Below are 26640 nucleotides of genomic sequence, written 5' to 3'. Positions count from 1 at the left end.
CCACGCGCCCAAGGCATCAGGCGGCGCGGATGCGCTCCACCATCTCCGACAGGTCCCGGCTCAACCCGTCTTGCGCGGCGATCCGGTCAAGCGCGCCCGTGATCAGCGCCTGCCTGTCGGCATCATAGCGCCGCCAGGTCTCGAAGGCGGTCGACATGCGCGCCGCCGTCTGGGGGTTCTTGGCATCGAGGCGGATCAGCCAATCGGCCAGAAACCGGTAGCCTGCGCCGGAGGGGTCGTGAAAGCCCGCCGGATTGCCCGAAGTCAGCCCGCCGATGACGGAGCGGAAGCGGTTGGGGTTCGTCCAGTCGAAAAGCGGATGGTCTGTCAGCGCCCGGGCGATGGCGACCGCCTGTTCCGGGGCGGCATGGGCCACCTGGGCCATGAACCATTTGTCCATCACCAGCCGGTCGTCTTTCCAGCGGTCGTGGAAGCGCCGGGCGATGTCGGGATCGCCTGTTTCCAGAAGCGTGGTGAAGCCCGCGATCTCGTCGGTCATGTTGGTGGCGGCGGCGTAATGCGCCTTTGCGCGGGCGGGGCCCTCGATGCGGGCAAGGAGCGTCAGGGCGCTGTTGCGGAGCGCGCGCTTGGCCGCCTGATCGGCATCGGGGCTATAGGCGGGGCCGGGGTCCATCGCGTCGTAAAGGGCGGCAAGACGGGGCTGGAGCGCGCGCGCCATCGCAACCTGCATCGCGCGGCGGGTGGCGTGGATCGCGGTCGGGTCGGGCACGAGGCCCGCGTCATGGGCGGCCTGCGCCATGTCATCCTCCGACGGAAGCGCAAGGCAGAGCGCGCGGAACGCGGCGTCGAGCCGATCTTCGGCGAGCAGCCGGTCAAGCGCGTCGAAGAGCGCGGGATCGGGCGCGCCGCCCGTCAGCATCTCCATCAGCGTCTCGCGCATCAGGCTGCGCCCGGCCTCCCAGCGGTTGAACGGGTCGGGGTCATGGGCCAGAAGCACCAGCCGATCCGCGCGGCTGAGGCCCGCATCGAGGATCACGGGGGCCGAAAACCCGCGCAGGAGCGAGGGGATCACGTGATCGGGCCGCGCGATGCAAGCGCGCCGCGCCATCTCGTCGAGGTCGAAATCAAGGGTCAGCTCGGGCCCGTCGAGGATGACGGTGGTTTCGGGCAGAAGCTCTGCCCCCTCGGGCGACAGGAGGCCCATGGCGACGGGGATGACCACGGGTTCCTTGAGCGGTTGGCCGGGGGTGGGGGGCAGCTCCTGGGCGAGGCGCAGGTGCAGACGCCCCTCGGCCACCTGCCATTCGGCCGAAACGCGGGGCGTGCCGGCCTGGGTATACCAGCGCTTGAATTGCGACAGGTCGCGGCCCGTCACATCCTCGAACACGGCGAGCCAATCCTCGATCGTGCAGGCCTGCCCGTCATGGCGGCGGAAATATTCGTCGAGGGCCGCGCGATATTCCTGCGCGCCAACGATGCGGCGGAGCATCCCGATCAGTTCCGCGCCCTTTTCATAGACGGTGGCGGTGTAGAAATTGTTGATCTCGACATAGCTGTCGGGGCGCACGTTATGGGCCAGGGGGCCTGCATCCTCGCGGAACTGGCGGGCGCGCAGTTGCAGCACATCCTCGATCCGCTGCACGGGCGCGCTGCGGGTATCGGCGCTGAACTGCTGGTCACGAAAGACCGTCAGCCCCTCCTTGAGGCAGAGCTGGAACCAGTCGCGGCAGGTGATGCGGTTGCCGGTCCAGTTGTGGAAATATTCATGCGCGACGATGCTTTCGATGAAATCGTAATCGCGGTCGGTCGCGGTCTCTGGGCTCGCGAGGACGTATTTGGAGTTGAAGATGTTCAGCCCCTTGTTCTCCATCGCGCCCATGTTGAAATCGTCGACGGCGACGATGTTGAACACGTCGAGATCGTATTCGCGGCCATAGACCTCTTCGTCCCAGCGCATGGACCGTTTGAGCGCATCCATCGCATAGGCGCATTTGTCCTCGTCGCCGGGGCGCACCCAGATGTTGAGGGCGACGTCACGGCCCGACATCGTGGTGAAGCGGTCGGAATGGGCCACGAGGTCGCCCGCGACCAGCGCGAAGAGATAGGCGGGTTTGGGCCAGGGATCGTGCCATTCGGCCCAGCCGGGGCCGGAGGCGGCGGGGTTGCCGTTCGACAGGAGGATGGGCAGGTCGCTTTCGATGCGCACGGTGAAAGGGGCCATCACGTCGGGGCGGTCGGGGTAGAAGGTGATCTTGCGGAACCCTTCGGCCTCGCATTGGGTGCAGAACATGCCGCCGGAGGTATAGAGCCCTTCGAGGGCGGTGTTGTCCGCCGGGTCGATCTCGACCTCGGCCTCCCAGGTGAAGCTGGGGCCGGGCAGGCGTTCGGCGGGCACGGTCAGCCCTTCGGGCGTGAGCAGGTAATCGAGGGCTGTGAGCGGCGTGCCGTCGAGCGCGCAGGAGACAAGCCGGAGGTTTTCGCCATCGAGCCGGAGGTTGCCGTTCTCCAACCCGGCGGGATTGGCGCGGAAGCGGATTTTCGAGCGCACGCGGGTGCCCCGGGGGGCCAGCCGAAAGGTCAGCTCCACCGCCTCGACCAGGTGCGAGGGCGGGTGGTAATCGGCGAGGCGGATGGGCTGGGGGCTTGCGTCTTTCATGGTCTCTCCTGTCCTGCCCGAGGGGGCATGGGTCGGGCTGGAGGCTAGGCCGCGCGCCGGGGCTGTGCAAGGTCGCGGGCCGCCAGCGGGGGCGGAAATTCCTTGATTCCTTGGGTTTCGCGCATAGGTGGACTGGCAGGGATCGCCGGCCCGGACGGGGTCTGCGGCCCGATCGACACCCAAGGCGAAAGGAGACAGCCATGTCCGCCCCGAGCACCAATGTCGAGAAACAGGAACGCCGCCACAAGCCGGTTCTGACCGTGTTGCGCGGGCTGATCGTTCTGGCCGCCGTAATCCTGGTGGGGTTCATCGCGCTGCAGGTCGCAGGCAGCGACGAGGCCCCCGAGGACGGGATCATCGCCCCCTCCGTGTCGAACTGACCGGGCACTTGCGTCAGGGCCTTTGACAGGCCTGTTCCACCTGCTATCTGCCCCGCCATGAGTGCGGATGTTCTTGTTTGGTTCAAGCGTGACCTGCGGGTGCAGGACAACCCGGTGTTGGCCCAAGCGGCGGCGCGGGGGGGTCGTGTGCTGCCGCTGTTCATCGTGGAGCCGGAGGGATGGGCGCAACCTGACGCCTCGGCCCGGCAATGGCGGTTCGTGGCCGAGAGCCTTGGGGCGCTGCGCGAGGATCTGGCGCGGCTCGGCGCCCCGCTGATCGTCCGGGTGGGACCGGCGAGCGAGGTGCTGGCGGGGCTTCTCGCCGCGACGGGCATCCGCGAGGTTGTGAGCCTCGAGGAAACCGGCAATGGCTGGAGCTATGCGCGCGACCGGGCCGTGGCGGGGATGCTGGGCGCGATGGGCGTTGCCTGGCACGAGCTGCCGCAAATGGGGGTCATCCGGCGGCTGAAGGGCCGCGACGGTTGGGCCGCGCGGCGCGACCGGGTGATCCGGGGCGCGCAGGTGCCCGTGCCGGAGGCGATCCAGGGCTTTGACCTCGACCCCGGACAGATCCCGGAGGCGCGCGATCTGTCCCTTGCCTTTGACCCCTGCCCCGGTCGGCAGAAGGGGGGCAGGGCAGAGGCGCTGGGGCTTTTGTCCTCGTTCCTCGAGACCCGTGGCCGCGACTATCGGCGCGCCATGTCCTCGCCGCTCGAGGGGGCTACGGCCTGTTCGCGGCTCAGTCCGCATCTGGCCTGGGGCACGATCTCGGCGCGCGAGGCGGCGGAGGCGGCGGCGCTGCGCAAACGGCAGGCCAAGGGCACGCGCGAAGGCTGGTCGGGCGCGATGCAGAGTTTCGAGGCGCGGCTCGCCTGGCGCGATCATTTCATGCAGAAGCTGGAGGATGAGCCCGCGCTGGAACATCGCTGCCTGCATTCGGCCTATGAGGGGTTGCGGGGCGATGATGCCGTGCGGCGCGCGGCCTGGGAGGCGGGGGAGACGGGTTTTCCCTTTGTCGATGCCTGCATGCGGTCGCTGAATGCGACGGGCTGGCTCAATTTCCGGATGCGGGCGATGCTTGTGTCCTTTGCGAGCTATCACCTGTGGCTCGATTGGCGGGCCACAGGGCCGCATCTGGCGCGGATGTTCACCGATTACGAGCCGGGCATCCATTGGTCGCAGATGCAGATGCAATCGGGCACGACGGGCATGAACACGGTCAGGATGTACAACCCGGTGAAACAGGGGCTGGACCAGGACCCGACCGGGGCATTCACCCGGCACTGGTGTCCCGAATTGCGCGAGCTGCCCGACGCTTTCTTGCAGGAGCCGTGGCGCTGGGAGGGGGCAGGGCGCATCCTGGGCAAGCGCTATCCGGTGCCGGTCATCGACCTGGTCCAGGCGGGCCGGGCGGCGCGCGAAAAGGTCTGGGGCCTGCGCCACGGCGATGCCTTTCGGTCGGAGGCGGCGCGGATCGTCGAAAAGCACGCAAGCCGCAAGGATGGGGGCGCGGGGCGGCACTTCGTCAATGACCGAAGCCCGAAAAAGGCGCGGCGCGGCGGGGGCGGGGCGGGGCAGTTGAGCCTCGATCTGTGAGGGGCTTGCCGCCCGCCCGGTCCGCCATAGATGCGCCTGCATGGCCCGCATGCGCAAGAAATCCGATCTGCCCCAGAAGCCCTGCGCCACCTGTGGCCGCCCCTTTACCTGGCGGAAAAAGTGGGAAAAGGTCTGGGACGAGGTGCGCTACTGCTCGGATCGGTGCCGGGATACGCGGCCCAAGGGCGGCGACACGGGCGGGGAGCGCGGGCAGAGGCGCGGCTGATCAAACTGCGGTGCATCGCGCCCCTGCCGCGCGGTGGGGGTGTCATGATGTCGACCAATACGGTCTATGCCTATCTTGAAACGGATTTCGGCGGCAGCCTGCCCGCCGATCCCCATCTGGCGGCCCAGACGGGCCAAAGCCTGCCCGTGGCCCTGTCGCGCGGCGCCGTGCCGGTGCCCTTGCGGCTGGAGGCGGGAAGCGTGGCGGAGCCCGTGCGGATCGGACGGGTGCAGGTTGTGGCGGGGGATGTGGTCCAACCCGTCTGGACGCTTGTCGATGCGGCCAAGAACGTGACGCTGAGCGCGCATGTGATCGAGAGCCGGTCCGGCCCCGTGACGGTGATCACCGCGCCGCTGCCCCTGCGCGCGGGGCAGGATTACAACCTGTCGCTGCCGGTGGCGCTGAAGGGCGAGGGCGCAAGGTTTCATGGCGGGTTCCATTCCGGCACGCTGATCCTGACCGTGAAGGGCAAGCGGCCCATCGAGCAGATCGAAGAGGGCGACCTGGTCTGGACCGGGGCCGAGAGGTTCGAACCGGTGGTGCGTCGGCTGGTGCAGAGCGTGGCCGCGCGGGGGCGCGCCGCCCCGATCCGGTTCCGGCGCGGGTTCTGGGATCTGAGCGACGATCTGCTGGTGTCGGGTAACCTGGGGCTGCGGGCCGAGCTTCACGGCGAGAGCGTGCTTGTGCCTGCCTCGGCCCTGGTGGCGCTGGGGCACGGGGTTTTCGAGTTCGGGGCCAATGTGACCTGGCATCAGCTGCAACTGGCGCAGCATGGCCTGATCCTGGCGCAGGGGCTGGCCTGCGAAAGCCTCTGGTCGCCCGAGGAGGGGGCTGGACGCCCCCAGGACGGGGGCGCGGCCGGTCCGGTCCTGCCCCGTCTGAGCGAGGCGGAGGCCATCGCGCGTCTTCGGTGAGATATCGCGTCCGGGGGCTGTTGCCGATCGGAAACTTTTTCCGTAATCCGCACCGCGAGGGGCCGGTATGCTGCGGGATACCGGCGAGACAACATCGGAGGGGTGAACATGGCGGAATATGTGACGCGCGGGCGTTTGCAGGTGTCGACGGTGCTGGCCGATTTCATCGAGACGCGGGCGATTCCCGGCACGGGGATCGCGGCGGATGTGTTCTGGACGGGGTTCTCGGAGCTGCTGAACGGCTTTGCGGCCAAGAACCGGGCGCTTTTGGACAAAAGGCAGGATCTGCAGGCCAAGATCGACGCCTGGCATGTCGCGCGCCGGGGGCAGCCGCATGACGCGGATGCCTACGAGGCCTTTTTGCGCGAGATCGGCTACCTCATGCCCGAGGGCGATGCCTTTGCGATCGACACCGACCGCATCGATCCCGAGATCGCGACGGTCGCGGGCCCCCAGCTGGTGGTGCCGATCACCAATGCGCGCTTTGCGCTGAACGCGGCCAATGCGCGGTGGGGCAGTCTTTATGACGCGTTCTACGGCACGGATGCGATGGGCAGCCAGCCCAAGGGTGGTGGCTACGACCGTGGTCGCGGCGCACGGGTCGTGGCCCGGGCGCGGGTGTTCCTGGACAGCGCCTTTCCGATCGAGGGGCACAGCCATGCCGATGCGCGGCGCTACCACATCGACAAGGGTCAGCTCCTGATCGACGACAAGCCGCTGGAAACGCCCGCAAAATTCGCAGGCTACCGGGGCCATCCCAAGGCGCCCGAGCGGGTTTTGCTGGTCAACAACGGCTTGCATGTCGAGCTGGTCTTCGACCGGACCCATCCCATCGGGTCGCGCGACCAGGCAGGGCTTGCCGATGTGCGGATGGAGGCGGCGGTCAGCGCGATCATGGATTGCGAGGATTCGGTCGCCTGCGTCGATGCCGAGGACAAGGTGCTGGCCTATGGCAATTGGCTGGGTCTGATGCAGGGCGATCTGTCGGAGACCTTCGAGAAGGGCGGGCAGATGATGACCCGCGCGCTGGCGCCCGATCTGGATTACGTCGCCCCCGACGGGCAGGCGATGCAGGTCAAGGGCCGCGCGCTGATGCTGGTGCGCAATGTCGGCCACCTGATGACCAACCCGGCCATCCTGCTCGAGGACGGGTCCGAGGTCTACGAGGGTCTGATGGATGCGATGATCACCGTGCTGATCGCGATGCATGACCTGAAGAAGGATGCAGGTCTGCGCAACAGTCATGCGGGATCGGTCTATGTCGTGAAGCCCAAGATGCATGGGCCGGAAGAAGTCGCCTTTGCCGACGAGACCTTCAGCAAGGTCGAGGAGGTGCTGGGCCTGCCGCGCTACACGGTCAAGCTGGGCGTGATGGACGAGGAGCGCCGCACGAGCGTGAACCTCAAGGAATGCATCCGCGCGGCCAAGCATCGCGTGGCCTTCATCAACACCGGGTTCCTCGACCGGACGGGCGACGAGATCCACACCTCGATGGAGGCGGGGCCGTTTTCCCGCAAGGATTTCATCAAGCGCAAGAGCTGGATCGCGGCCTACGAGAACCAGAATGTCGATATCGGCCTGGAATGCGGCCTGCGCGGGCGCGCGCAGATCGGCAAGGGCATGTGGGCCAAGCCCGATGCCATGGCCGAGATGCTGGAGGTCAAGATCGAGCATCCGCGCGCGGGCGCCAATTGCGCCTGGGTGCCGAGCCCGACGGCGGCGACGCTCCATGCGCTGCATTACCACCAGGTCAATGTCGCGGCCGTCCAGCAAAAGCTGGAGGCGGGCGGGCGGCGCGCCTATGTGAATGCGCTGCTCGATATCCCGCTGGCCTCCTACCAGCGCTGGACCGAGGCGCAGATCACCCGCGAGGTGGAGAACAACGCCCAAGGGATCCTGGGCTATGTCGTGCGCTGGATCGATGCGGGCGTGGGCTGTTCGAAAGTGCCCGATATCAACGACGTGGCGCTGATGGAGGATCGGGCGACCTGCCGGATCTCGGCCCAGCACATCGCCAACTGGCTGCATCACGGCGTGGTCAGCGAGGCGCAGGTGATGGAGATCCTGCGCCGGATGGCGGCGGTCGTGGATCGGCAGAATGCGGGCGATCCGGGCTATGTGCCGATGGCGCCCGGCTTCAACGGCATCGCCTTTGCCGCCGCTTGCGACCTGGTGTTCAAGGGCCGCGAGCAGCCGTCTGGCTATACCGAGCCGGTGCTGCATGCCCGGCGGCTGGAGTTGAAGGCGGCCTGAGGATGGGGGCTCTGCCCCCGCCCGTTCCGGGCTCCCCCGGAGTTTTTTACCAAGATGAAGGGGGGGCGCGTTAACCTTAATCGGGGGTTAAGCGCCTTAACGGCGGGTTAAGAGATCAGAGGGAGTGTTGATAAATGATTACTTTGGATGCAGCGCGCGAGATGATCGCGGTGGCGCGCGCCAAGGGCCGGGAGATGGGGTTGAAGCCCCTGTCGGTCTGCGTGCTGGATGCGGGCGGCAACCTGCTGGCTTTCGAGCGCGAGGACGGGGCGAGCCCGGGCCGGTTCGAGATCGCGCGGGCCAAGGCCTATGGCGCGGTGATGCTGGGGATGCCCGGCAGCGCGCAGATGGCCCGCGCGGAGGCGCAGGCCTATTTCATGGCGGCCGTGAACGGGGCTTTCGGTGGCAAGGTCGTGCCGGTGCCGGGCGGTGTGCTGGTGCTGCGCGATGGTGCTGTCGTGGGGGCGGTTGGCGTCACCGGCGACACCTCGGACAATGACGCGGCGGCGGCTGTCGCGGGGATCGCTGCGGCGGGGTTCGAGGCGCTGGCTTGAGCCGGAGGCTGATCTCGTCGGGATCTCCCTTCGAGGGGGAGATCGGCTATTCGCGGGCCGTGGTGCAGGACGGCTGGATCTTTGTCGCGGGCACGACGGGGTTCGATTACGCGACGATGCAGATCTCGGCGGATGTCGCGGCGCAGGCCGAGCAGACCTTCGCCAATATCGCGGCGGCGCTGGGCCAGGCGGGCGCGTCGATGGCCGACGTGGTGCGGGTGCGCTACATCCTGCCCGATGCCGCGCTTTGGCCCGCCTGCTGGCCCGTGACGCGCAAGTGGCTGGGCGAGGTGCGCCCTGCGGCGACGATGATCGTGGCGGGGTTGCAGGATCCGCGCATGCTGATCGAGATCGAGGTCACGGCGCGCCTGCCCGGGGCCTGTGGCGCGCCGGCGTAACGCCCGGGCGGCGCGCCTTTCGCCTGCCTGTTTTGCGGGCAGATGCAGCGCGGCAGGGCAATCGCCCGCTGCGGCGGTCTTTTCGTTTGCAGGAAATGGCGCTACATCTGGTGGGCATGCACAGGGGAGACCACATGGCGCGGCCCGTCATCGGCATCATCGGCAACCAGCATCTCGTGAACGAGCAGTATCGCACCTATGCGGGCGGCGCGATGAATGCGGAGGCCGTGTCGGAGGTGGCGGGGGGGCTGCCGCTCGTGATCCCGGCCGATCCGCGCTTTGTCAGCGTGGCCGAGCTGGTGGAGGTCTGCGACGGCTTCCTGTTCACCGGCGGGCGGCCCAATGTCCATCCCGAGGAATACGGCGAGGCCGAGACGGAGGCGCATGGCGCATTCGACCGGGCGCGCGATGCGGTGGCGCTGCCGCTGATCCGGGCCTGTGTCGAGCGTGGCCAGCCGTTTTTGGGCGTCTGCCGGGGCTTTCAGGAGGTGAATGTCGCCATGGGCGGCTCGCTCTACCCCGAGATCCGCGATCTGCCGGGACGGATGAACCATCGCATGCCGCCCGATGGCACGATCGAGGAGAAATTCGCGCTGCGCCATGTCGTGACGCTGACCGAGGGCGGGCCGTTTCACCGCATCTTCGGCGCGACGGAGGTGATGACCAACACGCTGCACGGGCAGGGAATCAAGCGGCCCGGGGGCGGCGTGGTGATCGACGGGCATGCGCCCGATGGCACGCCCGAAGCGATCTATATCGAGGGCGCGCCGGGCTTCACCCTGTCGGTGCAATGGCATCCGGAATATCGCGCGGCGCAGGATCCGGTGAGCCGTCCCCTGTTCGAGGCCTTTGGCGCGGCGGCGAGGGCCTGGGCGGAGAGCCGGAGGCCCATGCCGGTGGCCGCCGTCGCCTGAGGCGGATCAGCCGAGCAAGATCACGGCCCAGCCGGCAAGGCCGATCTGGAGGAGCTGGATCACGACCGAAAGCCCGTGGAGCCGTTTGAAGGCCCCGCTGTCGCCCCGGTCGGTCGCGGCATTGATCCGGCCCATCAGGTCCTGACGGGCATAGATCGTGCCGAGGCAGATGGCACCGAGAAGCGCCGCAGCGAGGACCGACACCGGGATCGTGACCAGCGCCGCAAGGCCCGAGAGGGCGATCACGGCGAGGTAGTAATAGGGGAAGGTGCCGCGCAGGAGCGGGCGCACCTTGTCCATCGGCAATTGCGCGAACAAGACCGGCGCGAAGCCGAAGCTGAAAAACACCATGCCCCCAAGCAGGGTGGCGGCGAGAAGAAGGGCGATCATGCTCATGCCGCGCGACGTAGCGGGCGGGGCGCAGAGGACCAGCCATGGGGCTGCGCGGTGGCTTGTCGCAGGGTCGTGTCAGGTCGCGCGGGGGCCGCGCAATTCGCTGATGTGGCGGCGGATCTTGTCCCATTTTTCGGCGTCTTGCGCATCGCCTGCGTCACGCGATGCGGCGGCTTTGCGGGCGGCTTCGGCTTCGGCCTTGTCGCCATGGGCGTCGTAGAGGCTGCGCGCGTATTGCACGAGATCCTTGTGGTCCATCGGGTCTCTCCCCCTTGCTGGGGCCAGCGCGCGGGCGCGGGCCCGGTTCCGGTGGAGGGACAGGGTAGCGCGACGGGGGTGGTCGGGTCCATCCCGTGGGCTGCCCGGATTGCGGGCGTTTGCCAAAGGATTGGGCGGTGGGGGCGGCGGTTCAGCCGTATTGGGCGAGCATCGCCTTGAGATCGTCGAGCGTATTGGCCTCGGCCACGGGTTTGTCGCGCCGCCAGCGCACCATGCGCGGAAAGCGGAGCGCCACGCCGGATTTGTGGCGGGGGCTGGCCTGGATGCCTTCGAAGGCGATCTCGAACACATGCTGGGGTGTGACGGCGCGGACCGGGCCGAAACGGTCTGTCGTGTTCTTGCGGACCCAGGCGGTGATTTCGCGGAATTCGGCGTCGGTGAGACCGGAATAGGCCTTGGTGAAGGGGACAAGCGCGTCGCCATCGCGCACGGCGAAGGTGAAATCGGTGTAGAGCGTGGCCCGCCGCCCGGAGCCTGCCTGCGCATAGATCATCACGGCGTCGATGGTCAGGGGGTCGAGTTTCCATTTCCACCAATCGCCCCGGCGGCGGCCGGGCAGGTAGGGGGAGGATGTGCGTTTGAGCATCAGCCCCTCGGCCCCGATGTCGCGCGCGGTGGCGCGGATGCGGGCGAGATCGGCCCAATCGTTGGCGGCAATCGGGGGCGAGAGGCGCAGGGGCAGACCGGGGGGGAGGGCGGTCAGCACGGTCGCAAGCGTGTCGCGGCGGCGTGAGAGCGGCCAGTCGCGGATATCGGCGCCCTGCCATTCGAGCAGGTCATAGGCCATGACGATCACGGGCGCCTCGGCCAGCAGTTTTTTCGGCACGGATTTGCGCCCGATGCGGGGTTGCAGGCTGGAAAAGCCGAGCGGGGCGTCGGTGGCGTGGTTCCAGGCGAGGACCTCGCCGTCGAGGACGGTGCCGGTTGGCAGGAAATCGGTGAGCTGCGCCAGTTCGGGGAAGCGGTCGGTCATCAGATCCTCGCCCCGCGACCAGAGGTGGTGGTCGCCGCCGCGCAGGATCAATTGGCCCCGGATGCCGTCCCATTTGTGTTCGGCGATCCAGTCGGTGACGGGGCCAAGCGTTTCGGGCGCATCCTCGAGCGGATGGGCGAGGCTGAAGGGATAGGGGCGCGAGAGGTCCGCCGTGGGATCGGGGGCGGTGATGAGGCTGTCCCAGCTTGTCGTGTCGGGGGACCAGTCGCCCATGAGGCGGTGGGTCAGTTCGGCCTCGTCGATCCCGGTGGCCTGGGCCAGCGCGCGGGTCATGAGTTTCTGGCTCACGCCCATGCGCCAGCCGCCGGTGATGAGCTTGTTGAAGACGAAGCGCTCGGTGGGGGCGAGCCCGTCCCAGGCGGTGAGGACGAAGTGCTTGCGGGTGGCATCATCGGCGCGGTCGAGCGCGCGGAGTTGCGTGATCCAGCCGGTGAGGGAGTTTTCGAGGGTCGTGGCGGGCGGGGGCAGGACGAGGGCGATGGTTTCGGAGAGATCGCCCACGACGGGGTAGCAGGCTTCGAAGAGCCACAGGGGGATGCCCGCGCGTTCGGCGGCCCATTCGCGCAGGCGCGTCGTGGTGATCGCGCGGCGGGGGCGGCGGCCCGAGAGGAGCGCCACGGTCCAGAGCCGGTCATCGGCCGGGGCCGTGCGGAAATACTCCGCCAGCGCTGCGGTCTTGACGCTGGTCTTGGTGGTCTGGTCCAGCGTGGTGAAGAGGGTGGCGAAGTCTTTCATGGCCGGATCCGGGCCGCGAGGAAGGCCCCGAGATCGGCGAGCGCGCGGTCGGCGGCGGGGGCGCGGCCCGCATGGAGGTGCCAGACATGGGGGAGACCCGGCCAGAGGGAGAGCTGGGCGTCGTCCATGGCGGCGGCGAGGCGGTGCGCCTCATCGGCCAAGGCCTCTTCGGCGCCGGCATGGAGGAGCGTGGGCGGCAGGCCGGAGAGGTCGCCCGAGAGGGGCGAGATGGTCGGATCGGTCGGGTCGACACCGGGCAGATAGGCGCGGCGGATGCGGCGGGCCCAGGCGGGGGGGATCAGGATTTCCCCGGGCGCGGCGGCGAAGCGGGCGGCGATGTCGCCGCCGAGGTCTGCTGCGGGCGCGATGAGCGCCATGGCGCGCGGCAGGGGCAGGCCCGTGTCGCGGGCATGCTGGGCGAGGAGAAGCGCCAGATTACCGCCCGCGCTGTCGCCTGCGAGGGCTGCGGGGGGCGTTCCGGCTTCGACCAGGCGTTGGTAGGCGGCGATGGCGTCCTGGCGGGCGGCGGGCGCGGGATGTTCGGGGGCGAGCCGGTAGCGCGGCAGGACCACGCGCAGCCTCGCATGGGCGGCGAGATGGGCGGCAAGGGCCGCGTGGGTGCGCGGGCTGCCGATGGTGAAGCCGCCGCCGTGCAGATACATGAGGAGGGGCGCGTCGGGGGCCACGCCCTGTGGCGTGATCCAGAGCCATCCCCGCGTGTCACGGGCGAGGGTCGCGCCGGGGGGCAGCGCGCTGCCCATCCGGGCCGAAAGCGCGAAGAGGCCGCGCAGGAGGCGCTGGGAGGGGAGGGCTGTCAGGACCGGGCGGTCGAGCCAACGCGCGGTGAAGCGCCAGAATCGGTCAAGGGCGGTCAGGTCGGTCATTCCACCCCCTCTGCCGGGGTCGGATCGTCGAGGGTTTCGCCGCCGAACTCGGTCTCCACGATACCCGCGTCATGGCCTTGGGACCGGAGCCACTGGGCGAATTGCGTGGTGTAGCCGTGGGTTACGAAGATCCTTTCGGCGCCGGTTTCGGCGATGGCGGCGTTCAGCCCCGCCCAATCGGCATGATCGGAGACGACGAAGCCCCTGTCGGCCGCGCGTCTGCGGCGCACGCCCCGAAGCTGCATCCAGCCCGAGGCGAAACCGGTCGAGACGGGGCCGAATTTGCGCATCCAGGAAGAGCCGAGGGCTGCGGGTGGGGCCAGCACCATCGCGCCGCGATGCGCCTTGAGGTCGAGGCTTTGGGTGACGGGGATCGTGGGGGGGAGCGCGATGCCCTGGGCGCGCAGAACCTCGGTCGTGGCCTCCACCGCGCCATGGGTCAGGATCGGGCCGATCGCGGGATCGAGAAGGCGCAGGACGCGCTGCGCCTTGCCGAGCGCATAGACGCCGAGGATGGCACTCTGGCCCTTGGCGCGGGCCTCAAGCCACCAGGCGTTGATCTCGCGCGCCAGTGTCGCCTCGTCCGGCCAGCGGAAGATCGGCAGGCCGAAGGTGCATTCGGAGATGAAGGCATGGCAACGGAGCGGCTCGAAGGGTTCGGAGAGCCCGTCGGGCGTGGTCTTGTAATCGCCCGAGACGACCCAGACCTCGCCCCCCACCTCGACCCGGATCTGGGCCGAGCCCGGCACATGGCCCGCGGGGTGATAGCTGATCGTGGCATCGCCCATGCGGAGGCTTTCGCCATAGCGGATGGTCTGGAGCGTGATGTCGCCCAGGCGGTGGCGGATCACGGGGGCGGCGGCCTCGGTCGCGAGGTAGCGTTTGTGGCCCCAGCGGGCATGGTCGGAATGGCCATGGGTGATGAGCGCCCGGTCCACGGGGCGCCAAGGGTCGATATGGGCATCGGCCGCCGGGCAATAGATGCCGGCCTCGGTGAAGGTCAGGACCATGGGGGGAAGGTAGGGGTCTGTGCGGGCGGCGCAAGGTGGGGGCTCTGCCCCCGTCGCTGGAAGCGACGAGTCCTTGATTAGGGGGCTCTGCCCCCGTCGCCAGAGGCGACTCCCCCGGAGTTTTTCGGCCAAGATGAAGGGGGTCAGGGTTTCCGGGCGACGAGGAAGCGTTGTGGCGGGCGGCGGGGCAGGTCGGCGCGGTCGGTGAGGGTGAAGCCTGCGCTTTTGATCTCGGTCTCTAGTTTGCGGGGGGAGAGGAAGCGGAAGGGGGGCAGTTTGCCTGCGCGTTGCAGGCTGCGCAGGAGCGGCCAGAGGAGGAGCCAGCGGCCGCCGAGGCAGGGTGTCTTGGTGATGAGATGCCCGCCGGGTTTCAGCAGGCGATGCGCCTCGCGCAGGGCGGCGGCGCGGTCGGGCAGGAGATGCAGGAGGTTGAAGGCAAGGATCGCGTCGAAAGGGCCCTCGGGCAGGCTGCCGTCGCCGGGGCGGGCCTGGAGGAGCGTGAGATTGGGCGTATCCGCGCCCTTTTCGGTGGCGATGGCGATCATGGCTGCGGCATCGTCGGTGGCGATGTAGCGCGCGACATGGGGGGCGAGGCGGCAGGCGGTCGTGCCGGTGCCGCAGCCCAGTTCGAGGACTTGGGCCCCGGGCGGGAGGAGGGCCATGGTGCGCGCCAGCGTTTCCTCCCAGGTGGCGGGGTTGCGCATGGGCATGGCGGCATAACGCTGCGCGACACGGTTCCAGAAGGCGGCTTGGGGCGTTTCGCGGGGCATGGGAATTGGTCGCGCGTCGGTGCGGGCGGCGCAAGGCGGGCAAGTGACGCGGGACGCGCGCGGGGGGGAACGGGAGAGATTGCGCGAGGTGTGCCGTGGTGCGATCTTTGCGCCATGCGCGTGATCGGGGATCTTTGGCGGGGCGACCTGCCGCTTGGCGATGCCTTCTGGAGCTGGGCGGTTCTGGGCGGGCTTTTGGTCAATCTGTCCACGAGCCTTGGATTTCTGTGGCTCATCACCCTTGATCTGCCGCTACTGGCGCTCGGGGTGGGATATGGGCTGTCCCTGCCCTTCAACTTCGTGGCCACGATGGGCGTGTGGCGGTCGGCGGCGCGCCACGTGGGACCCGCGATCCAGGCCGATCTGGCCCGGATCGCGGTCTTGGTCTGGATGGGGGTCTTGAGCCTGAGCTAGCCCCCGTTGCCCCGTCAGGTGAGCGCGGCGCAGAAGCGCTGGATGCGGGTGCAGGCCTCGCGCAGCGTTTCATCCGCCGTCGCATAGCTGATGCGGAAGGCGGGCGAGAGGCCGAAGGCTCCGCCGAAGACGACCGCGACGCCGGTTTCCTCCAGAAGCGCCTTGGCGAAGGTTTCGTCCGTGTCGATCAGCGTGCCTGCGGCGGTGGTCTTGCCGATCAGGCCCGCGATGGAGGGATAGACGTAGAAGGCGCCTTCGGGGACGGGGCAGTCCATCCCCTCGATCTCGGACAGCATCGAGACCACGAGGTCGCGGCGGCGTTTGAACATCTCGTTGTTGGTCGCGATGTAATCCTGCGGGCCGTTCAGCGCCTCGACCGCGGCCCATTGGCTGACCGAACAGGGGTTCGAGGTCGATTGCGATTGCACCTTGCCCATGGCCTTGATCAGCTCGACCGGGCCTGCGGCATAGCCGATGCGCCAGCCGGTCATGGCATAGGCCTTGGACACGCCGTTGCAGGTGAGCGTGCGGTCATAGAGGCGCGGTTCGACCTGGGCGGGGGTGGCGAATTCGTAATCGTCGTAGACGAGGTGTTCGTACATGTCGTCGGTCATGACCCAGACATGGGGATGGCGCATCAGCACATCGGTCAGGCCCTTGAGTTCGGCCGCCGTATAGCCCGCACCCGTGGGGTTCGAGGGCGAGTTGAAGATGAACCACTTGGTGTTGGGCGTGATCGCGGCCTCCAGATCCTCGGGCGTGATCTTGTAGCCGTTCTGGCTCGGGCCTTCGACGAAGACGGGGGTGCCGCCCGCAAGGAGCACCATGTCGGGGTAGCTGACCCAATAGGGGGCGGGGATGATCACCTCGTCGCCGGGATTGAGCGTTGCCATCAGCGCATTGTAGAGGATCTGCTTGCCGCCCGTGCCGACGGTGACCTGCGCGGGCGTGTAGTCGAGATCGTTGTCGCGCTTGAACTTGGCGCAGATCGCTTTCTTGAGCTCGGGGATGCCGTCGACGGCGGTGTATTTCGTCTTGCCCGCGACGATGGCCGCGATGGCCGCATCCTTGATGTTCTGGGGCGTGTCGAAATCGGGTTCGCCCGCGCCGAGCCCGATCACGTCCTTGCCCTGTGCCTTGAGGTCGGCCGCGAGGTTCGAGACGGCGATGGTGGGCGAGGGCTTCACGCGGGCGAGCGTGTCGGACAGGAAGGGCATGGGCGTGCATCCTTGTTGGGCAGGCAGGGGTTTCGGGCTGCCGGGTGGCAATTCGTCGGCCACACCATTAGGGTGCGGACCTGTGACGATCAAGACAGCATGGGCAAGACAGGATGGGTGCGCCGGAACAGGCAAGCCGGGAAGGGAATGGCGATGACGACAGAGGTGCAGGAAGGTCCGGGCTGGTATGACGGCGACACGGCGACCTTTGGCGACCGGATGACCGGCGCGCGCGAGGCGGCGGGGCTGAGCCAGACGGAACTGGCGCGGCGCATGGGCGTGAAGGTCAAGACGGTGCGGGCCTGGGAAAACGATCAGTCCGAACCGCGCGCCAACAAGCTGCAGATGCTGGCGGGCATGCTGGGCGTGTCGATCATGTGGCTGTTGACGGGGCAGGGCGATGGGCTGGACGGGCCGGAAACGCCCGAGCCGCTGTCGGACGACCTGCTTGCGCTTTTGGGCGATTTACGGTCGATGAAGGTGGAGCAGGCGCGGCTGGCCGAACGGATGGGGCGGCTGGAAAAGCGGCTGCGGCTGGCAATGTCGAACAGGGTGTGAGCGATGGACGAGACGCGGGAGATCCGGATCAAGCGGCTGCGGATGCGGGCCTGGCACCGGGGGATCAAGGAGATGGACCTGATCCTGGGCGGTTGGGCGGATCGGCATCTGGCCTTGGCCGATGATGCGACGCTCGATGCCTTCGAGGCGGTGATGGCCGAGGCCGATCACGACCTGTACCAATGGGTGTCGGGTCAGGCCGAGGCGCCGGTGGCGCATCGCCCCTTTCTCGACCGCCTGGTGGATGGGGCGGGTCTGGCGCGCTGAGGCTGCTGCGGCGTTAACCCGATATTTCCGAATCTCGTGCGAGGTCTGGGCCCGTAGCAGATGATGCGAGGCCCATGATGAGCGTGCATGCCCCCCCCGCGGCGACCCGGACAGGGTTCCTGTCCGCCTATCTCGATTCGCTGGCCATGGTCGAACGGCTGCACCGGCTCTTGCTCGATGTCATCAAGGATGAATTCGAGCGCCTGGGCATTCTGGACATCAATGCCGTGCAGGCGCTCTTGCTGTTCAACATCGGCGAACACGAGGTGACGGCGGGCGAATTGAAGACGCGCGGCTATTACCAGGGCTCGAACGTCAGCTACAACCTGAAGAAGCTCGTGGACATGGGCTACATGCACCATCAACGCTGCGAGATCGACCGCCGGTCTGTCAGGGTGCGCCTGACCGAGCGGGGGCGCCATATCCGGGAGGTGGTGGCGCTGTTGTTCGCGCGCCATGCGGAGGGGTTGGAACGCCACGGCGTGCTGGGGATCGACGGTCTGGACCGGGTGAACCATTCGCTCAAGCGGATCGAACGGTATTGGACGGATCAGATCCGGTACATCTACTAGGCGGGGTGGGGTGCTTGGACCGGCTGCTGGGGCGGGAGGCTGCGAGCTGAGGGCTGAGGGGTGAGGGGTGAGGGCCGCCCCTGACTACGGCAATGTGGTCGCGGGGCGTGCCATCGGCGAGGGCATGAGAAGGCGAAGGCAAGACAGAGGTCCGGCCCTGCAAGGCATGGGTCATCCGGGCGGGCAGAGACGGGGAGGTGTCCGGGCCTGAGAGGGCGGTCCAGACCAGCACTGGACAGGGCGGTCCAGACGAAGGCTGGATAGGGCAGCCCAGATCAGAACCGAAAAGAACAGGTCAGAACCGGACCGGAACGGTGGGTCAGAACCGGCACGTGCCTCTTCAGCCGCAGCGACGACCCTGACGGGGCGAGAACCCGCCGAATTCGACCGAGATGGTCAGTTCGAGCGCGGGTTGCGCATCCTGGATCACCGACTGGCGGCGCAAGAGCTCGCTTTGCAGGCTGACGCATTCATTCACGTAATCAAGGCCAAGGCCGATCGCGCGCTGCGTGTCGCGGTCGTAGTCATAGGTCACCCGCGCCGTGCCGCCCCAATCGAGATCGCGCGCGAGCGAAAAGGCATGGGTGTCCACCTCGGCATCGTCGATGCTGTAATTGGTCATGAGGCTGGAGGACCAGACATCCCCATCATCGAAGGTGAAGCCGCCCGCCGCGAAGGAGGAGTCGGTGCTGCTCCGGTCGCGGGTGAGGTCGGACAGGAGCGTGAGTCCGTCAAGAACTGTCCAGGAGAGGTTGGCAGAGATCAGTTCGGTCCTGCTTGTGGTGCCGAGGTCCTGATCGATTTCCGATCGGCTGTAGGTCGCGCCGAGTTGCCCGTGATCCCATCCATAGGACAGGGCAGCAACGCGGCGCACAGGGTCGAAATCGCCGTTATGGACCTGGCTTGCGGTCGCAGTCAGGCCGGCATTGCTGTATCCCAACCGTGCCGTATAGAGCGGGCCGCCGTCATAGCCGCCCGCGGGTATGTTCCAGAGGAAATCCCGCTCGATCCGCGTTCCGACAGACCAACCGGTGGACAGGAAGATATCGTAATCGAAGCCGATCTCGGTCGCGTCGAAATCCTGGGGCCGGTCCAGACGGCGAAAGCGGCTGAGGGCGAAGCGGTTGTTCGGATCGAAACTGTCGATCGTGCCATCGACGCTAGGCACCACGGCCCCGGCGCCGCGAAAGGCGATCTGGCGCACGAAGGGCTCGAAGCTATGGCGCGTGCCATTGGCCATGGTCCCTTCCCATGGCCAGCGGAGCGCCACCACGGCGAGCCTGTGGGCGGTGCGCTGTTGCGCCAAGGCTGCGGGATCGTCGCTGATGTTGTAATTGTCGGAGAAGCCGGCCAGTTCCCCGTCCAGAACGAAGCCCGCGCCGATATCCCAGCTTTCCCGCCAGCGCAGGCCGGCGAAGACGCGTTCGATGTCGCGCCGACGGGCATTGGTGGGGCCGAAATCGTTGTATTCGGCCTGCGCCACGGTGTTGAACAGGAATTCACCCGGAATCCCGTTGATCTCGAACCAGCGGGCATATTCGGCATTCAGATCCGCCGAAGGGTGATCGAGCGTGGCGTTCGGGGGTTGCAGGCTTTCGAGGATGCGGCCGGTGAAGCTCACGATCTCGCCCGGCCTGGTGCGGTTGACCGACAGGGAGGAGATGAGGGTCGCAGCGTCGAATCTGAGCGGCGTGCCGGTGAAAGTCTCGGTCGTGCCGCCAAAGAAATTCTGATCGGCCAGATAGGTGCGGTGGCTGGCATCTTGCACCTGGAAGGCCAGGTCAAAGCCGGACGGAAAGGAAAATTCGCCGTTTCCGAAAAGGTAGGCCTGCGCGCCGCGCGAATTGGGTCCCTGCCGCGTCACGGCCCCGTTCAACTCGATATCCCCATACGCAAAGGATTGGCGATAGCGACCTTCCAGCGTGTTCAGGACCCCTGTGGCCCCGCCCAAGGTGAAGTTCGGCGTCAGCGTCACATCCGCATGATCGCCGAGCGTAATGAAATAGGGCAGGCGGAGCGTCGTGCCCGAAACGCTGCTCGACCGGATCGAGGCGCGCAAAAGCCCGTTGGCCCGTTCCACCGTCGGGTCGGGCATCCGCAGGTATGGAAGATAGCCGACAGGCACGCCCGCCACGCGGAATTGCGCGTTGCGCAGGTAGATCATCCGCTCGAGCTGGTCATGGGTCGCGCGCTGGGCGCGGATTTCCCACAGCGGCGTCGGGCGATTCTCGCAGACCTGGCAATAGGAGGCGGTGACGAGCCGCCATTCGGTGAAACGCCCCTCGGTCCGTTCCATTTCGGCAGAGGCCAGTTGCAACTGGTCCTGCATCAGGTGGCGGGCCGAGATCACGACGAAATCCTGCATGTCGGTGGACAGATCGGCGAATTCGGCAAAGGTGCGCGTGCCGGTCGTGCTGTCCTGGATGGTCAGCGGCCCGATCACCGAAACCCGGCCATCCACCCCCTGGTAGACCACGGAGGAGGCGGTCAGCCGCCGCCCGGCGTTGTAGATCTCGATATTGCCGCGCGCCTCCAGCGTTTCGGTCGCCGGGTCGTATTGCATTTCATCGGCAACCATGAAGCTGCCCTGAAAGTCGGTCGGGGTTTCGGCGATACCGGTCGAGCTGGCCACGGACAGGCCGAAAGCCGCCGCCCAGACGGTCGACTTGGCAAGGCTGGTATAAAGCCTGCGACGGCGGTCGCGCGCCTGTTTTGAAGACCGTCTGAAATCCAGCACTGGCAGCTCTTCTTCCGTCCGCATCCGCCTTCCCCAAGGTGGCTTGCGGGTAGCCTTGCGACCACGGGGGGAGCCTAGGGAAAAATCCGGGGCTTGGCCAGTGCGAACACTCCGCCATGGACGCGGTGTTGCAAGATGTTGTGGCAGATGGTGCGCGGCTTAACCGCCGGTCGCATCCTCACCCGGCAGGCGGGGAAGATCGTGGCCCGCCGCCTCGAGCGCGGGGCGGATCTGGGTGCGGATCGAGCGTTCGGTCACGGGACCGCGGAAATGCAGGACGACCGTGCCCGTGTCGTCGATGAAGAAGGTTTCGGGCATGGCCACCACGCCCCAATCAGCCCCGTTGCGGGCCTGTTCGTCGCGCCCGATGGCGTCATAGGGATTGCCCAGCTCGTCAAGGAACCCCAGCGCCTGATCGATCCGGTCGCGGTAATTCACGCCGTAAAGCGGCACACCCGCTTCGGCCAGCGCGGTCAGGACGGGATGTTCGGCGCGGCAGGGCGGGCACCAGGAGGCGAAGAAATTCACCATGACAAGGCCATTGCCCTGAAGTGCCTCGCGGGTGAGCAGCGGCGTCTGGCCCAAGGGTTGCAGGTCGAGGCCCGGGGCCGCGCGCCCCTGTTGGGCAGAGGGCAGGGCCTGTGTGTCGACGCCCTGTTGCAGGGCGTTCTGGTTGTTCATCAACTGATAGCCCGCGACACCGAAAAACCCCATGGTCAGCACCACGGGCAGCACCATCAGCCAGTTCATCTTCATGCGCTGCGGCCCCGGCGGTTCTCGACGCCTTCAAGCCGGGCGCGGACCCGGCGTGCTTTCCACACCGACGCGACGATGAGCGCGACAAGCAGTCCCAGCGACACGGCATAGGAGGACAGGACGGGAAGGGCGTAAGTGCCGAGATCGGGCATGATCAGGCCATCCTTTCCTGCGCGATCAGCGCCTTGAGGCGGCGGGCGCGGATTTCCGTCTGGGTGCGGTAGAGCACGAGCGCGATGAAGAGAAAGCCGAAACCCGCCAACGTGATCACGAGCGGATACCAGAAGACGTTGGAAATGTTCTGCTCACGGTCAAGCGACAGCGTCGCGCCCTGGTGCAGGCCCTGGTTCCAGAACAAAAGCGCATAGCGCGAGATGATCGCGAAAACCGACCCGACAAGGCACAGGACCGCCGTCAGATCGGCCGCGCTGTCGGGATTGTCGATCGCTTCCCACAAAGCCATGTAGCCGAGATAGAAGAGAAACAGGATCAGGAACGAGGTCAGGCGCGGATCCCATTCCCACCATGTCCCCCACATGGGCTGGCCCCAAAGCGCGCCGGTGGCCAGTGCGATCAGGGTGAAGACCATGCCCACGGGCGCTGCGGCCTTGGCCGCGAGCGCGCTCACATGGTGGCGGCGGATGACCCAGATCAGCGAGGCCACCAGCATCATCAGCCAGGCGTTGATCGCCATGATGGCCGAGGGCACGTGGACATAGATGATCTTGACCGTCGATCCCTGCCGGAAATCGTCGGGCGTGAAGAAAAAGCCCCAGACAAGGCCCGTGACAAGGCAAAGCGCCGCGATCCCCGCCGTCCAGGGCAGGAGAAAGGCGGAGGTCGCCATGAATTTGCGCGGGTTCGCGTATTCCCAGATCGAAGCCATGGCGCGGAACTTAGACAGGGCTGATTGCGCTCACAATGGGGCAACACGGCGCGGGGCTAGCGCAGATTGACGCGGAGGGCGGCAGCGGCGGCAAAGGGCAGGATCGCAAGGCTGCCCAGCGTGATGCCGCCCATGAGAATCAGGGGGGTCATGGCGTCGAGCCCATCGGCCCCGCGCGTCACGCAGAGCGCCCCGAAAATGAGCGTCGGCATGTAGAGCGGCAGGACCAGGAGCGACAACAGGAGCCCGCCACGCTTGATCCCCACGGTCAGCGCCGCGCCGAAGGTGCCGATGGCCGACAGCGCGGGCGTGCCGAGAGCCAGCGCCGCGACCAGCCAGGGATAGGCGGGGCCGGGCAGGTTCAGCAACAGGCCGAGCACGGGGGCGGCTGCGACCAGCGGCAGGCCCGTGGTGATCCAATGCGCCAGCGCTTTCATCGCGGCGAGCCCTTCGAGGGGGACGGGCGAGGTGGCGATCAGGTCGAGCGTGCCGTCCTCCCAATCAAGCTGGAAGATCCGGTCGAGCGACAGGAGACAGGCCAGAAGCGCGCCAAGCCACAAGATACCCGGCGCGATATCGGCAAGGATTTGCGTTTCGGGGCCGACGCCGAAGGGGACAAGTGTCGTGAATATCAGGAAAAATGCCAGGGACAGGCCAAAGCCGCCACCGGCGCGGATGGCAAGGGTCAGGTCGCGTTTCAACAGGCCGATCATGCCAGACGCTCCGCAAACGGATCGTCGGTGCGGATGCGTTTGGCGACGAAGGGCGTGATGTCGAGCGTTTCGGCCTGCGGCAGGCCGAGGTCGATATGGGTGGCGATGACCGCGCTGCCGCCCTGTTCCAGATGGGCGGTGACGGCGGCAGCAAAGCGGGCGACGTTTTCGGCATCGAGCGAGACGGTCGGCTCGTCCAGGCACCAGATCGGGCGGCCCGTCACCAGAAGGCGGGCCAGCGACAGGCGGCGTTTCTGGCCCGCCGACATTTCGCCCGCGCGGCGGTCGAGCAGGGGTTCGAGGTGAAAGGCCGCGATGGCGGGCGCGGGATCGCGGGTGCCGAAGACGGAGGCCCAGAATTGCAGGTTCTCGAGGACGCTCATCTGCGCCTTGAGCCCATCGGCGTGGGAGGCATAGGCGATGGCGTCGGGATCGGCGTCGATCCGGCCGGCCAAGGGCGGGGTGAGGCCCGCAAGTGTGCGCAATAGCGTGGTTTTTCCGGCGCCATTCGGGCCGCGCAGGATCAGCGCCTGACCTGCAGCCACCGCGAAGGTGACGCCCGACAGGATCTGGGCGGGGCCACGGGCGCAGGCAAGATCGGTGACGCGCAAGGTAATCATGGCCAGCAGCGGTAAAGGATTGATCGCGCTAGGGGAAGCGGTGTCGGGAGTGATGCGGCGGCAGGAACGCGCAAGGCGGGGCATTGCCCATGGCGCGCGCGATGGAGTAAGGAGCGCCCGATCAGGATCACACAGCATCTAGAGGACGCCATGGCAGGCCATTCCAAATGGGCGAATATCCAGCACCGCAAGGGCAAGCAGGACAAGATCCGCGCCAAGGTTTTCTCCAAATTGTCCAAGGAAATCACGGTCGCGGCCAAGATGGGCGACCCCGATCCCGACAAGAACCCGCGCCTGCGTCTGGCCGTGAAGGAAGCGAAATCGAACTCGGTTCCCAAGGACGTGATCGAGCGCGCGATCAAGAAGGCGGTCGGCGGGGACGCTGAAAACTATGAAGAAATCCGCTACGAGGGCTATGGCCCGAACGGCGTGGCGGTGATTGTCGAGGCGATGACCGACAACCGCAACCGCACCGCATCGAGCGTGCGCTCGCTCTTTGCCAAGCATGGTGGGAACCTGGGCGAGACGGGCTCGGTCGCGTTCATGTTCGAGCGCAAGGGGCAGGTGAGCTATCCCTTGTCGGCCGGGGATGCCGATACGGTGATGATGGCCGCGATCGAAGCGGGCGCCGAGGATGTCGAGACAAATCAAGGGGATGGCGACGAAGATCCCGGTTCCCACATCATCTGGTGCGCGGATACGGATCTGAGCGAAGTGTCCAACGCGCTGGAAGAGGCGCTGGGCGAGAGCCTTTCGGCCAAGTTCGTCTGGCGGCCCAGCACCACGACCGAGCTGGGTCTGGAGGATGCGCAGAAGCTGATGAAGCTGATCGAGGCGCTGGAAGACGACGATGACGTGCAGAACGTCACGGCGAATTTCGAGATATCGGACGAGGTGATGGCGCAGTTGTGAGGGGGTGGCTGGTGCGCCGTCACGGGCGCATCCGATAGGGGGCCGGAGGGTGCGGGATGGTGCGCCTGAAGGCGCACCCTACGCAGGGTCGGTGCGTTAAGGTGTGTTGACGAAAACTTTCCGGAACGGGGGTCTTTGTTGACGGAAGGTTAAGGGCGCGGGAAAACTCCGAACGAAGTGTTGACGTCATGGCGCCCGGTTAACGCCCTGTTTGCATCCCGAGCGCGGCTTGGGTCAGGAGGGGGCATCGGGGGGGCACTTGAGGTCAAACGTCACTGGCTTGGTCCGGCACCTCCGCCCCCTCACAGGTCGAGCTGGCCCTGCGCCTTACCATCCTTTTCGCGGGCGGCGCGTTTGAAGGTGTCGTCGCGCCGGGCGGGGAGGCGGACGGCGCGGTCGCGGAGCTGCAACGCCTCTTCGATGGTGACGATCTGGAGACGGGGGACGGGGGCGAACCCGTCTTCCTCGTATTGGCCTGCTGCCGCCGCCTCGGCCACCATGGGTTTGGTGGGGGGCGTGAGGGTGAGGAAGACGCCGATTTCGGCCTTCTCGCGTTGGATCGTGCCGACGAGATCGCGGATCATGGACACGCCCACGTTGTCGCCCGCCTTGACCGAGACGATGGCGCGGCTGGTCTTGCCGAAATAGATGTTGCCGTCGATGCCGCGATCCGCGCCGCGTTTGCCGAGGTTGCCGGGTTGGGCGTTGATGAGCGAGAGCGCCCATTTCTCGAATTCGAAATAGTATTTCTTGTCGGTCCGGCCCCGGTTGGCGAGGTCGCGCGCGCCCGCGATGTCCTGCGGGACGCCGTGGATGGTGAAGGCGACATCCGGAAAGGCATCGCGCAGGCGTTTTTCGATGAGGCCGATGGCAAGGTGGGTGACGTCGATGCCGATCCAGTTGCGCCCGAGTTTCTGGGCGGCATGGACAGTGGTGCCACAGCCGCAGAAGGGATCGAGGACGATATCGCCGGGATTGGAGGAGGCGGAGAGGATGCGTTCGAGGAGGGCGACGGGTTTCTGGGTGGGGTAGTCGAGTTTCTCAGCATGAGCCGCATGGAGTGGAAGAATATCTGTCCAGTCGTTTTGAATCGCGACGCCCTTCATTTCGTCCAAATATCTTTTGTATTGCGGGACCCTGCCTGGAGCAGTCTGAATTATGCGGCCTTCTACAAATAATTCTTTCATGCGCTCCTCGGAATATCTCCAATAGCGCTTTACGCCCAAAAATTCATAAAAAGGGTTACGCTTCTTGGGGTCTGCTCCTCCCGGAGCAGTTATATCACCGAGGCGATATCTGCGACCTGTCCCGGCTTCAATATGCCGATAATGCTTTTCAACGTACGACTCATCATAGTCTGTATACTGCCAGTTCCATGTCCAATCATTTGATTTTGAATAAAAAAAGATGATGTCTCTTACATTCCCAGGCTGCTTCCTTCCTTGTGCAGCGTCGTTGTGTGCGCTTTGCCTTCGCCAACTGATCTCGGTCCGAAAACTCTTGGGCCCAAACACCGCATCCAGCAGGATCTTCAGGTAATGGCTCGCCGTCGGATCGCAGTGCAGGTAGAGCGACCCGGTGGGCTTCAAGACCCGGTGCAATTCCAGAAGCCGCACCGCCATCATGGCCAGATAGGCCATCATGTCGTTTTCGCCCAGAAAGGAGCGCATCGCGCGCAGCATCTCCGCCGCCGCGCCATTGCCCGAGCGCAGCACGTCGCCAAAGGCTTCCTCGGCGGCGTCGGTCCAATGCCATGTGTCGTCGAAGGCCTCGATCTGGGCGGTGCTTTCGCTGCCTGATGGCCCTTTGAACAGGACATTGTAGGAGGCGTTCGAGTTGAAGGGCGGATCGAGATAGACGAGATCGACCGAGGCATCTGCAATCGCGTTGCGCAGGACCGCGAGATTGTCGCCATAATGCAGGTGGTTCATGCGCGCCCCCGTCCGGTTCGGCCTGTCGCGCCTGTCCTAGCGGTCGGAGGGTTAACGAAGTCTTTACAGCGGGGGCTTGGGGTAAGTGCGGCGAAACGCGCCATCAATCGTGATCCTGCGTGGTGAACTGCCTCGGGTCG

General features: G+C 66.7%; 28 protein-coding genes. 13 read left to right on the top strand and 15 right to left on the bottom strand.

The window, feature by feature from the left end; genetic code table 11:
- Window positions 1-16: 16 nt before the first annotated feature.
- Window positions 17-2617 (bottom strand): aminopeptidase N, encoded by a 2601-nt coding sequence (gene pepN / locus AABA51_RS10060; protein WP_338271649.1) that lies wholly within the window; start codon window positions 2615-2617, stop codon window positions 17-19.
- 200 nt (window positions 2618-2817) lie between these two features.
- On the opposite strand from pepN, the gene AABA51_RS10055 reads away from it, so the two are divergent.
- The 8 genes from AABA51_RS10055 (at window position 2818) to AABA51_RS10020 (ending at window position 9852) form a co-directional block, all read left to right on the top strand.
- On the top strand, window positions 2818-2997 hold the full coding sequence (locus AABA51_RS10055) for a hypothetical protein (RefSeq protein ID WP_338271648.1): 180 nt from the start codon (window positions 2818-2820) through the stop codon (window positions 2995-2997).
- Between the two features lie 57 nt (window positions 2998-3054).
- Complete coding sequence (locus AABA51_RS10050) at window positions 3055-4593, top strand: FAD-binding domain-containing protein (RefSeq protein ID WP_338271647.1); 1539 nt, start codon at window positions 3055-3057, stop codon at window positions 4591-4593.
- Between the two features lie 40 nt (window positions 4594-4633).
- Complete coding sequence (locus AABA51_RS10045) at window positions 4634-4819, top strand: DUF2256 domain-containing protein (protein WP_338271646.1); 186 nt, start codon at window positions 4634-4636, stop codon at window positions 4817-4819.
- A gap of 44 nt (window positions 4820-4863) precedes the next feature.
- Window positions 4864-5733, top strand: coding sequence for a Hint domain-containing protein (locus AABA51_RS10040; RefSeq protein ID WP_338271645.1), 870 nt, complete (start codon window positions 4864-4866; stop codon window positions 5731-5733).
- A 108-nt stretch (window positions 5734-5841) separates the two neighbouring features.
- Window positions 5842-7986 carry a malate synthase G gene (locus AABA51_RS10035; protein ID WP_338271644.1) on the top strand — a complete coding sequence of 715 codons (2145 nt, stop codon included), beginning with the start codon at window positions 5842-5844 and terminating at the stop codon, window positions 7984-7986.
- 134 nt (window positions 7987-8120) lie between these two features.
- Entirely contained in the window at window positions 8121-8540 is a 420-nt protein-coding gene (locus AABA51_RS10030) for a GlcG/HbpS family heme-binding protein (RefSeq protein ID WP_338271643.1), read from the top strand.
- The gene (locus AABA51_RS10025) at window positions 8537-8938 is read left to right on the top strand and encodes a RidA family protein (protein WP_338271642.1); all 402 of its coding nucleotides are present in this window, start codon (window positions 8537-8539) and stop codon (window positions 8936-8938) included. The genes AABA51_RS10030 and AABA51_RS10025 overlap by 4 nt, the downstream gene beginning before the upstream one ends.
- A gap of 134 nt (window positions 8939-9072) precedes the next feature.
- Complete coding sequence (locus AABA51_RS10020; RefSeq protein WP_338276522.1) at window positions 9073-9852, top strand: gamma-glutamyl-gamma-aminobutyrate hydrolase family protein; 780 nt, start codon at window positions 9073-9075, stop codon at window positions 9850-9852.
- A 6-nt stretch (window positions 9853-9858) separates the two neighbouring features.
- Here AABA51_RS10020 and AABA51_RS10015 read toward each other — a convergent pair whose 3' ends face one another.
- From AABA51_RS10015 to AABA51_RS09990, 6 genes are all read right to left on the bottom strand, one after another.
- Window positions 9859-10248, bottom strand: coding sequence for a DUF4149 domain-containing protein (locus tag AABA51_RS10015; protein WP_338271641.1), 390 nt, complete (start codon window positions 10246-10248; stop codon window positions 9859-9861).
- Between the two features lie 72 nt (window positions 10249-10320).
- Window positions 10321-10503: a hypothetical protein gene (locus tag AABA51_RS10010; protein ID WP_338271640.1), complete on the bottom strand. Its 183-nt coding sequence runs from the start codon at window positions 10501-10503 to the stop codon at window positions 10321-10323.
- A 151-nt stretch (window positions 10504-10654) separates the two neighbouring features.
- The gene (locus tag AABA51_RS10005; protein WP_338271639.1) at window positions 10655-12253 is read right to left on the bottom strand and encodes an ATP-dependent DNA ligase; all 1599 of its coding nucleotides are present in this window, start codon (window positions 12251-12253) and stop codon (window positions 10655-10657) included.
- Window positions 12250-13137: an alpha/beta hydrolase gene (locus AABA51_RS10000; protein WP_338271638.1), complete on the bottom strand. Its 888-nt coding sequence runs from the start codon at window positions 13135-13137 to the stop codon at window positions 12250-12252. The genes AABA51_RS10005 and AABA51_RS10000 overlap by 4 nt, the downstream gene beginning before the upstream one ends.
- Window positions 13134-14147, bottom strand: a complete 1014-nt coding sequence (locus AABA51_RS09995) for a ligase-associated DNA damage response exonuclease (RefSeq protein WP_338271637.1) — start codon at window positions 14145-14147, stop codon at window positions 13134-13136. The genes AABA51_RS10000 and AABA51_RS09995 overlap by 4 nt, the downstream gene beginning before the upstream one ends.
- 143 nt (window positions 14148-14290) lie before the next feature.
- Window positions 14291-14917 (bottom strand): class I SAM-dependent methyltransferase, encoded by a 627-nt coding sequence (locus tag AABA51_RS09990; protein WP_338271635.1) that lies wholly within the window; start codon window positions 14915-14917, stop codon window positions 14291-14293.
- A 114-nt stretch (window positions 14918-15031) separates the two neighbouring features.
- Here AABA51_RS09990 and AABA51_RS09985 point away from each other — a divergent pair, with 114 nt between their 5' ends.
- Window positions 15032-15331 carry a hypothetical protein gene (locus tag AABA51_RS09985; RefSeq protein WP_338271633.1) on the top strand — a complete coding sequence of 100 codons (300 nt, stop codon included), beginning with the start codon at window positions 15032-15034 and terminating at the stop codon, window positions 15329-15331.
- A gap of 14 nt (window positions 15332-15345) precedes the next feature.
- Here AABA51_RS09985 and AABA51_RS09980 read toward each other — a convergent pair whose 3' ends face one another.
- The gene (locus AABA51_RS09980) at window positions 15346-16548 is read right to left on the bottom strand and encodes a pyridoxal phosphate-dependent aminotransferase (RefSeq protein WP_338271632.1); all 1203 of its coding nucleotides are present in this window, start codon (window positions 16546-16548) and stop codon (window positions 15346-15348) included.
- Window positions 16549-16701: 153 nt separating this feature from the next.
- On the opposite strand from AABA51_RS09980, the gene AABA51_RS09975 reads away from it, so the two are divergent.
- The 3 genes from AABA51_RS09975 (at window position 16702) to AABA51_RS09965 (ending at window position 17945) form a co-directional block, all read left to right on the top strand.
- Entirely contained in the window at window positions 16702-17106 is a 405-nt protein-coding gene (locus AABA51_RS09975) for a helix-turn-helix domain-containing protein (protein WP_416916252.1), read from the top strand.
- Window positions 17107-17109: 3 nt separating this feature from the next.
- Window positions 17110-17373 (top strand): succinate dehydrogenase assembly factor 2, encoded by a 264-nt coding sequence (locus AABA51_RS09970; protein WP_338271630.1) that lies wholly within the window; start codon window positions 17110-17112, stop codon window positions 17371-17373.
- 77 nt (window positions 17374-17450) lie between these two features.
- The gene (locus AABA51_RS09965; RefSeq protein ID WP_338276520.1) at window positions 17451-17945 is read left to right on the top strand and encodes a winged helix DNA-binding protein; all 495 of its coding nucleotides are present in this window, start codon (window positions 17451-17453) and stop codon (window positions 17943-17945) included.
- Between the two features lie 340 nt (window positions 17946-18285).
- On the opposite strand, the gene AABA51_RS09960 is transcribed toward AABA51_RS09965, so the two are convergent.
- The 6 genes from AABA51_RS09960 to ccmA form a co-directional block, all read right to left on the bottom strand.
- Window positions 18286-20706, bottom strand: a complete 2421-nt coding sequence (locus AABA51_RS09960; RefSeq protein WP_338271628.1) for an LPS-assembly protein LptD — start codon at window positions 20704-20706, stop codon at window positions 18286-18288.
- 135 nt (window positions 20707-20841) lie between these two features.
- Window positions 20842-21438 (bottom strand): DsbE family thiol:disulfide interchange protein, encoded by a 597-nt coding sequence (locus tag AABA51_RS09955; protein ID WP_338271626.1) that lies wholly within the window; start codon window positions 21436-21438, stop codon window positions 20842-20844.
- Window positions 21435-21590 (bottom strand): heme exporter protein CcmD, encoded by a 156-nt coding sequence (gene ccmD, locus AABA51_RS09950; RefSeq protein WP_425328802.1) that lies wholly within the window; start codon window positions 21588-21590, stop codon window positions 21435-21437. Before ccmD ends, AABA51_RS09955 begins: the two co-directional genes overlap by 4 nt.
- Window positions 21591-21592: 2 nt before the next feature.
- Window positions 21593-22324 (bottom strand): heme ABC transporter permease, encoded by a 732-nt coding sequence (locus tag AABA51_RS09945; RefSeq protein ID WP_338271625.1) that lies wholly within the window; start codon window positions 22322-22324, stop codon window positions 21593-21595.
- Window positions 22325-22380: 56 nt separating this feature from the next.
- A complete protein-coding gene (ccmB, locus tag AABA51_RS09940) occupies window positions 22381-23037 on the bottom strand; it encodes a heme exporter protein CcmB (RefSeq protein WP_338271623.1) in 657 nt (218 codons plus the stop codon).
- Window positions 23034-23654 carry a heme ABC exporter ATP-binding protein CcmA gene (gene ccmA / locus AABA51_RS09935; protein ID WP_338276517.1) on the bottom strand — a complete coding sequence of 207 codons (621 nt, stop codon included), beginning with the start codon at window positions 23652-23654 and terminating at the stop codon, window positions 23034-23036. Before ccmA ends, ccmB begins: the two co-directional genes overlap by 4 nt.
- Before the next feature lie 153 nt (window positions 23655-23807).
- Here ccmA and AABA51_RS09930 point away from each other — a divergent pair, with 153 nt between their 5' ends.
- On the top strand, window positions 23808-24569 hold the full coding sequence (locus AABA51_RS09930) for a YebC/PmpR family DNA-binding transcriptional regulator (protein ID WP_338271621.1): 762 nt from the start codon (window positions 23808-23810) through the stop codon (window positions 24567-24569).
- A 302-nt stretch (window positions 24570-24871) separates the two neighbouring features.
- Here AABA51_RS09930 and AABA51_RS09925 read toward each other — a convergent pair whose 3' ends face one another.
- Window positions 24872-26500, bottom strand: a complete 1629-nt coding sequence (locus tag AABA51_RS09925; protein ID WP_338271619.1) for a site-specific DNA-methyltransferase — start codon at window positions 26498-26500, stop codon at window positions 24872-24874.
- Window positions 26501-26640: the final 140 nt, after the last annotated feature.

This window comes from Roseicyclus marinus (assembly GCF_036322625.1).
Lineage (GTDB): Bacteria > Pseudomonadota > Alphaproteobacteria > Rhodobacterales > Rhodobacteraceae > Roseicyclus > Roseicyclus marinus_A.
Note: the sequence above shows the minus strand (reverse complement) of the source record. Positions and strands in the feature narration are given on the sequence as shown.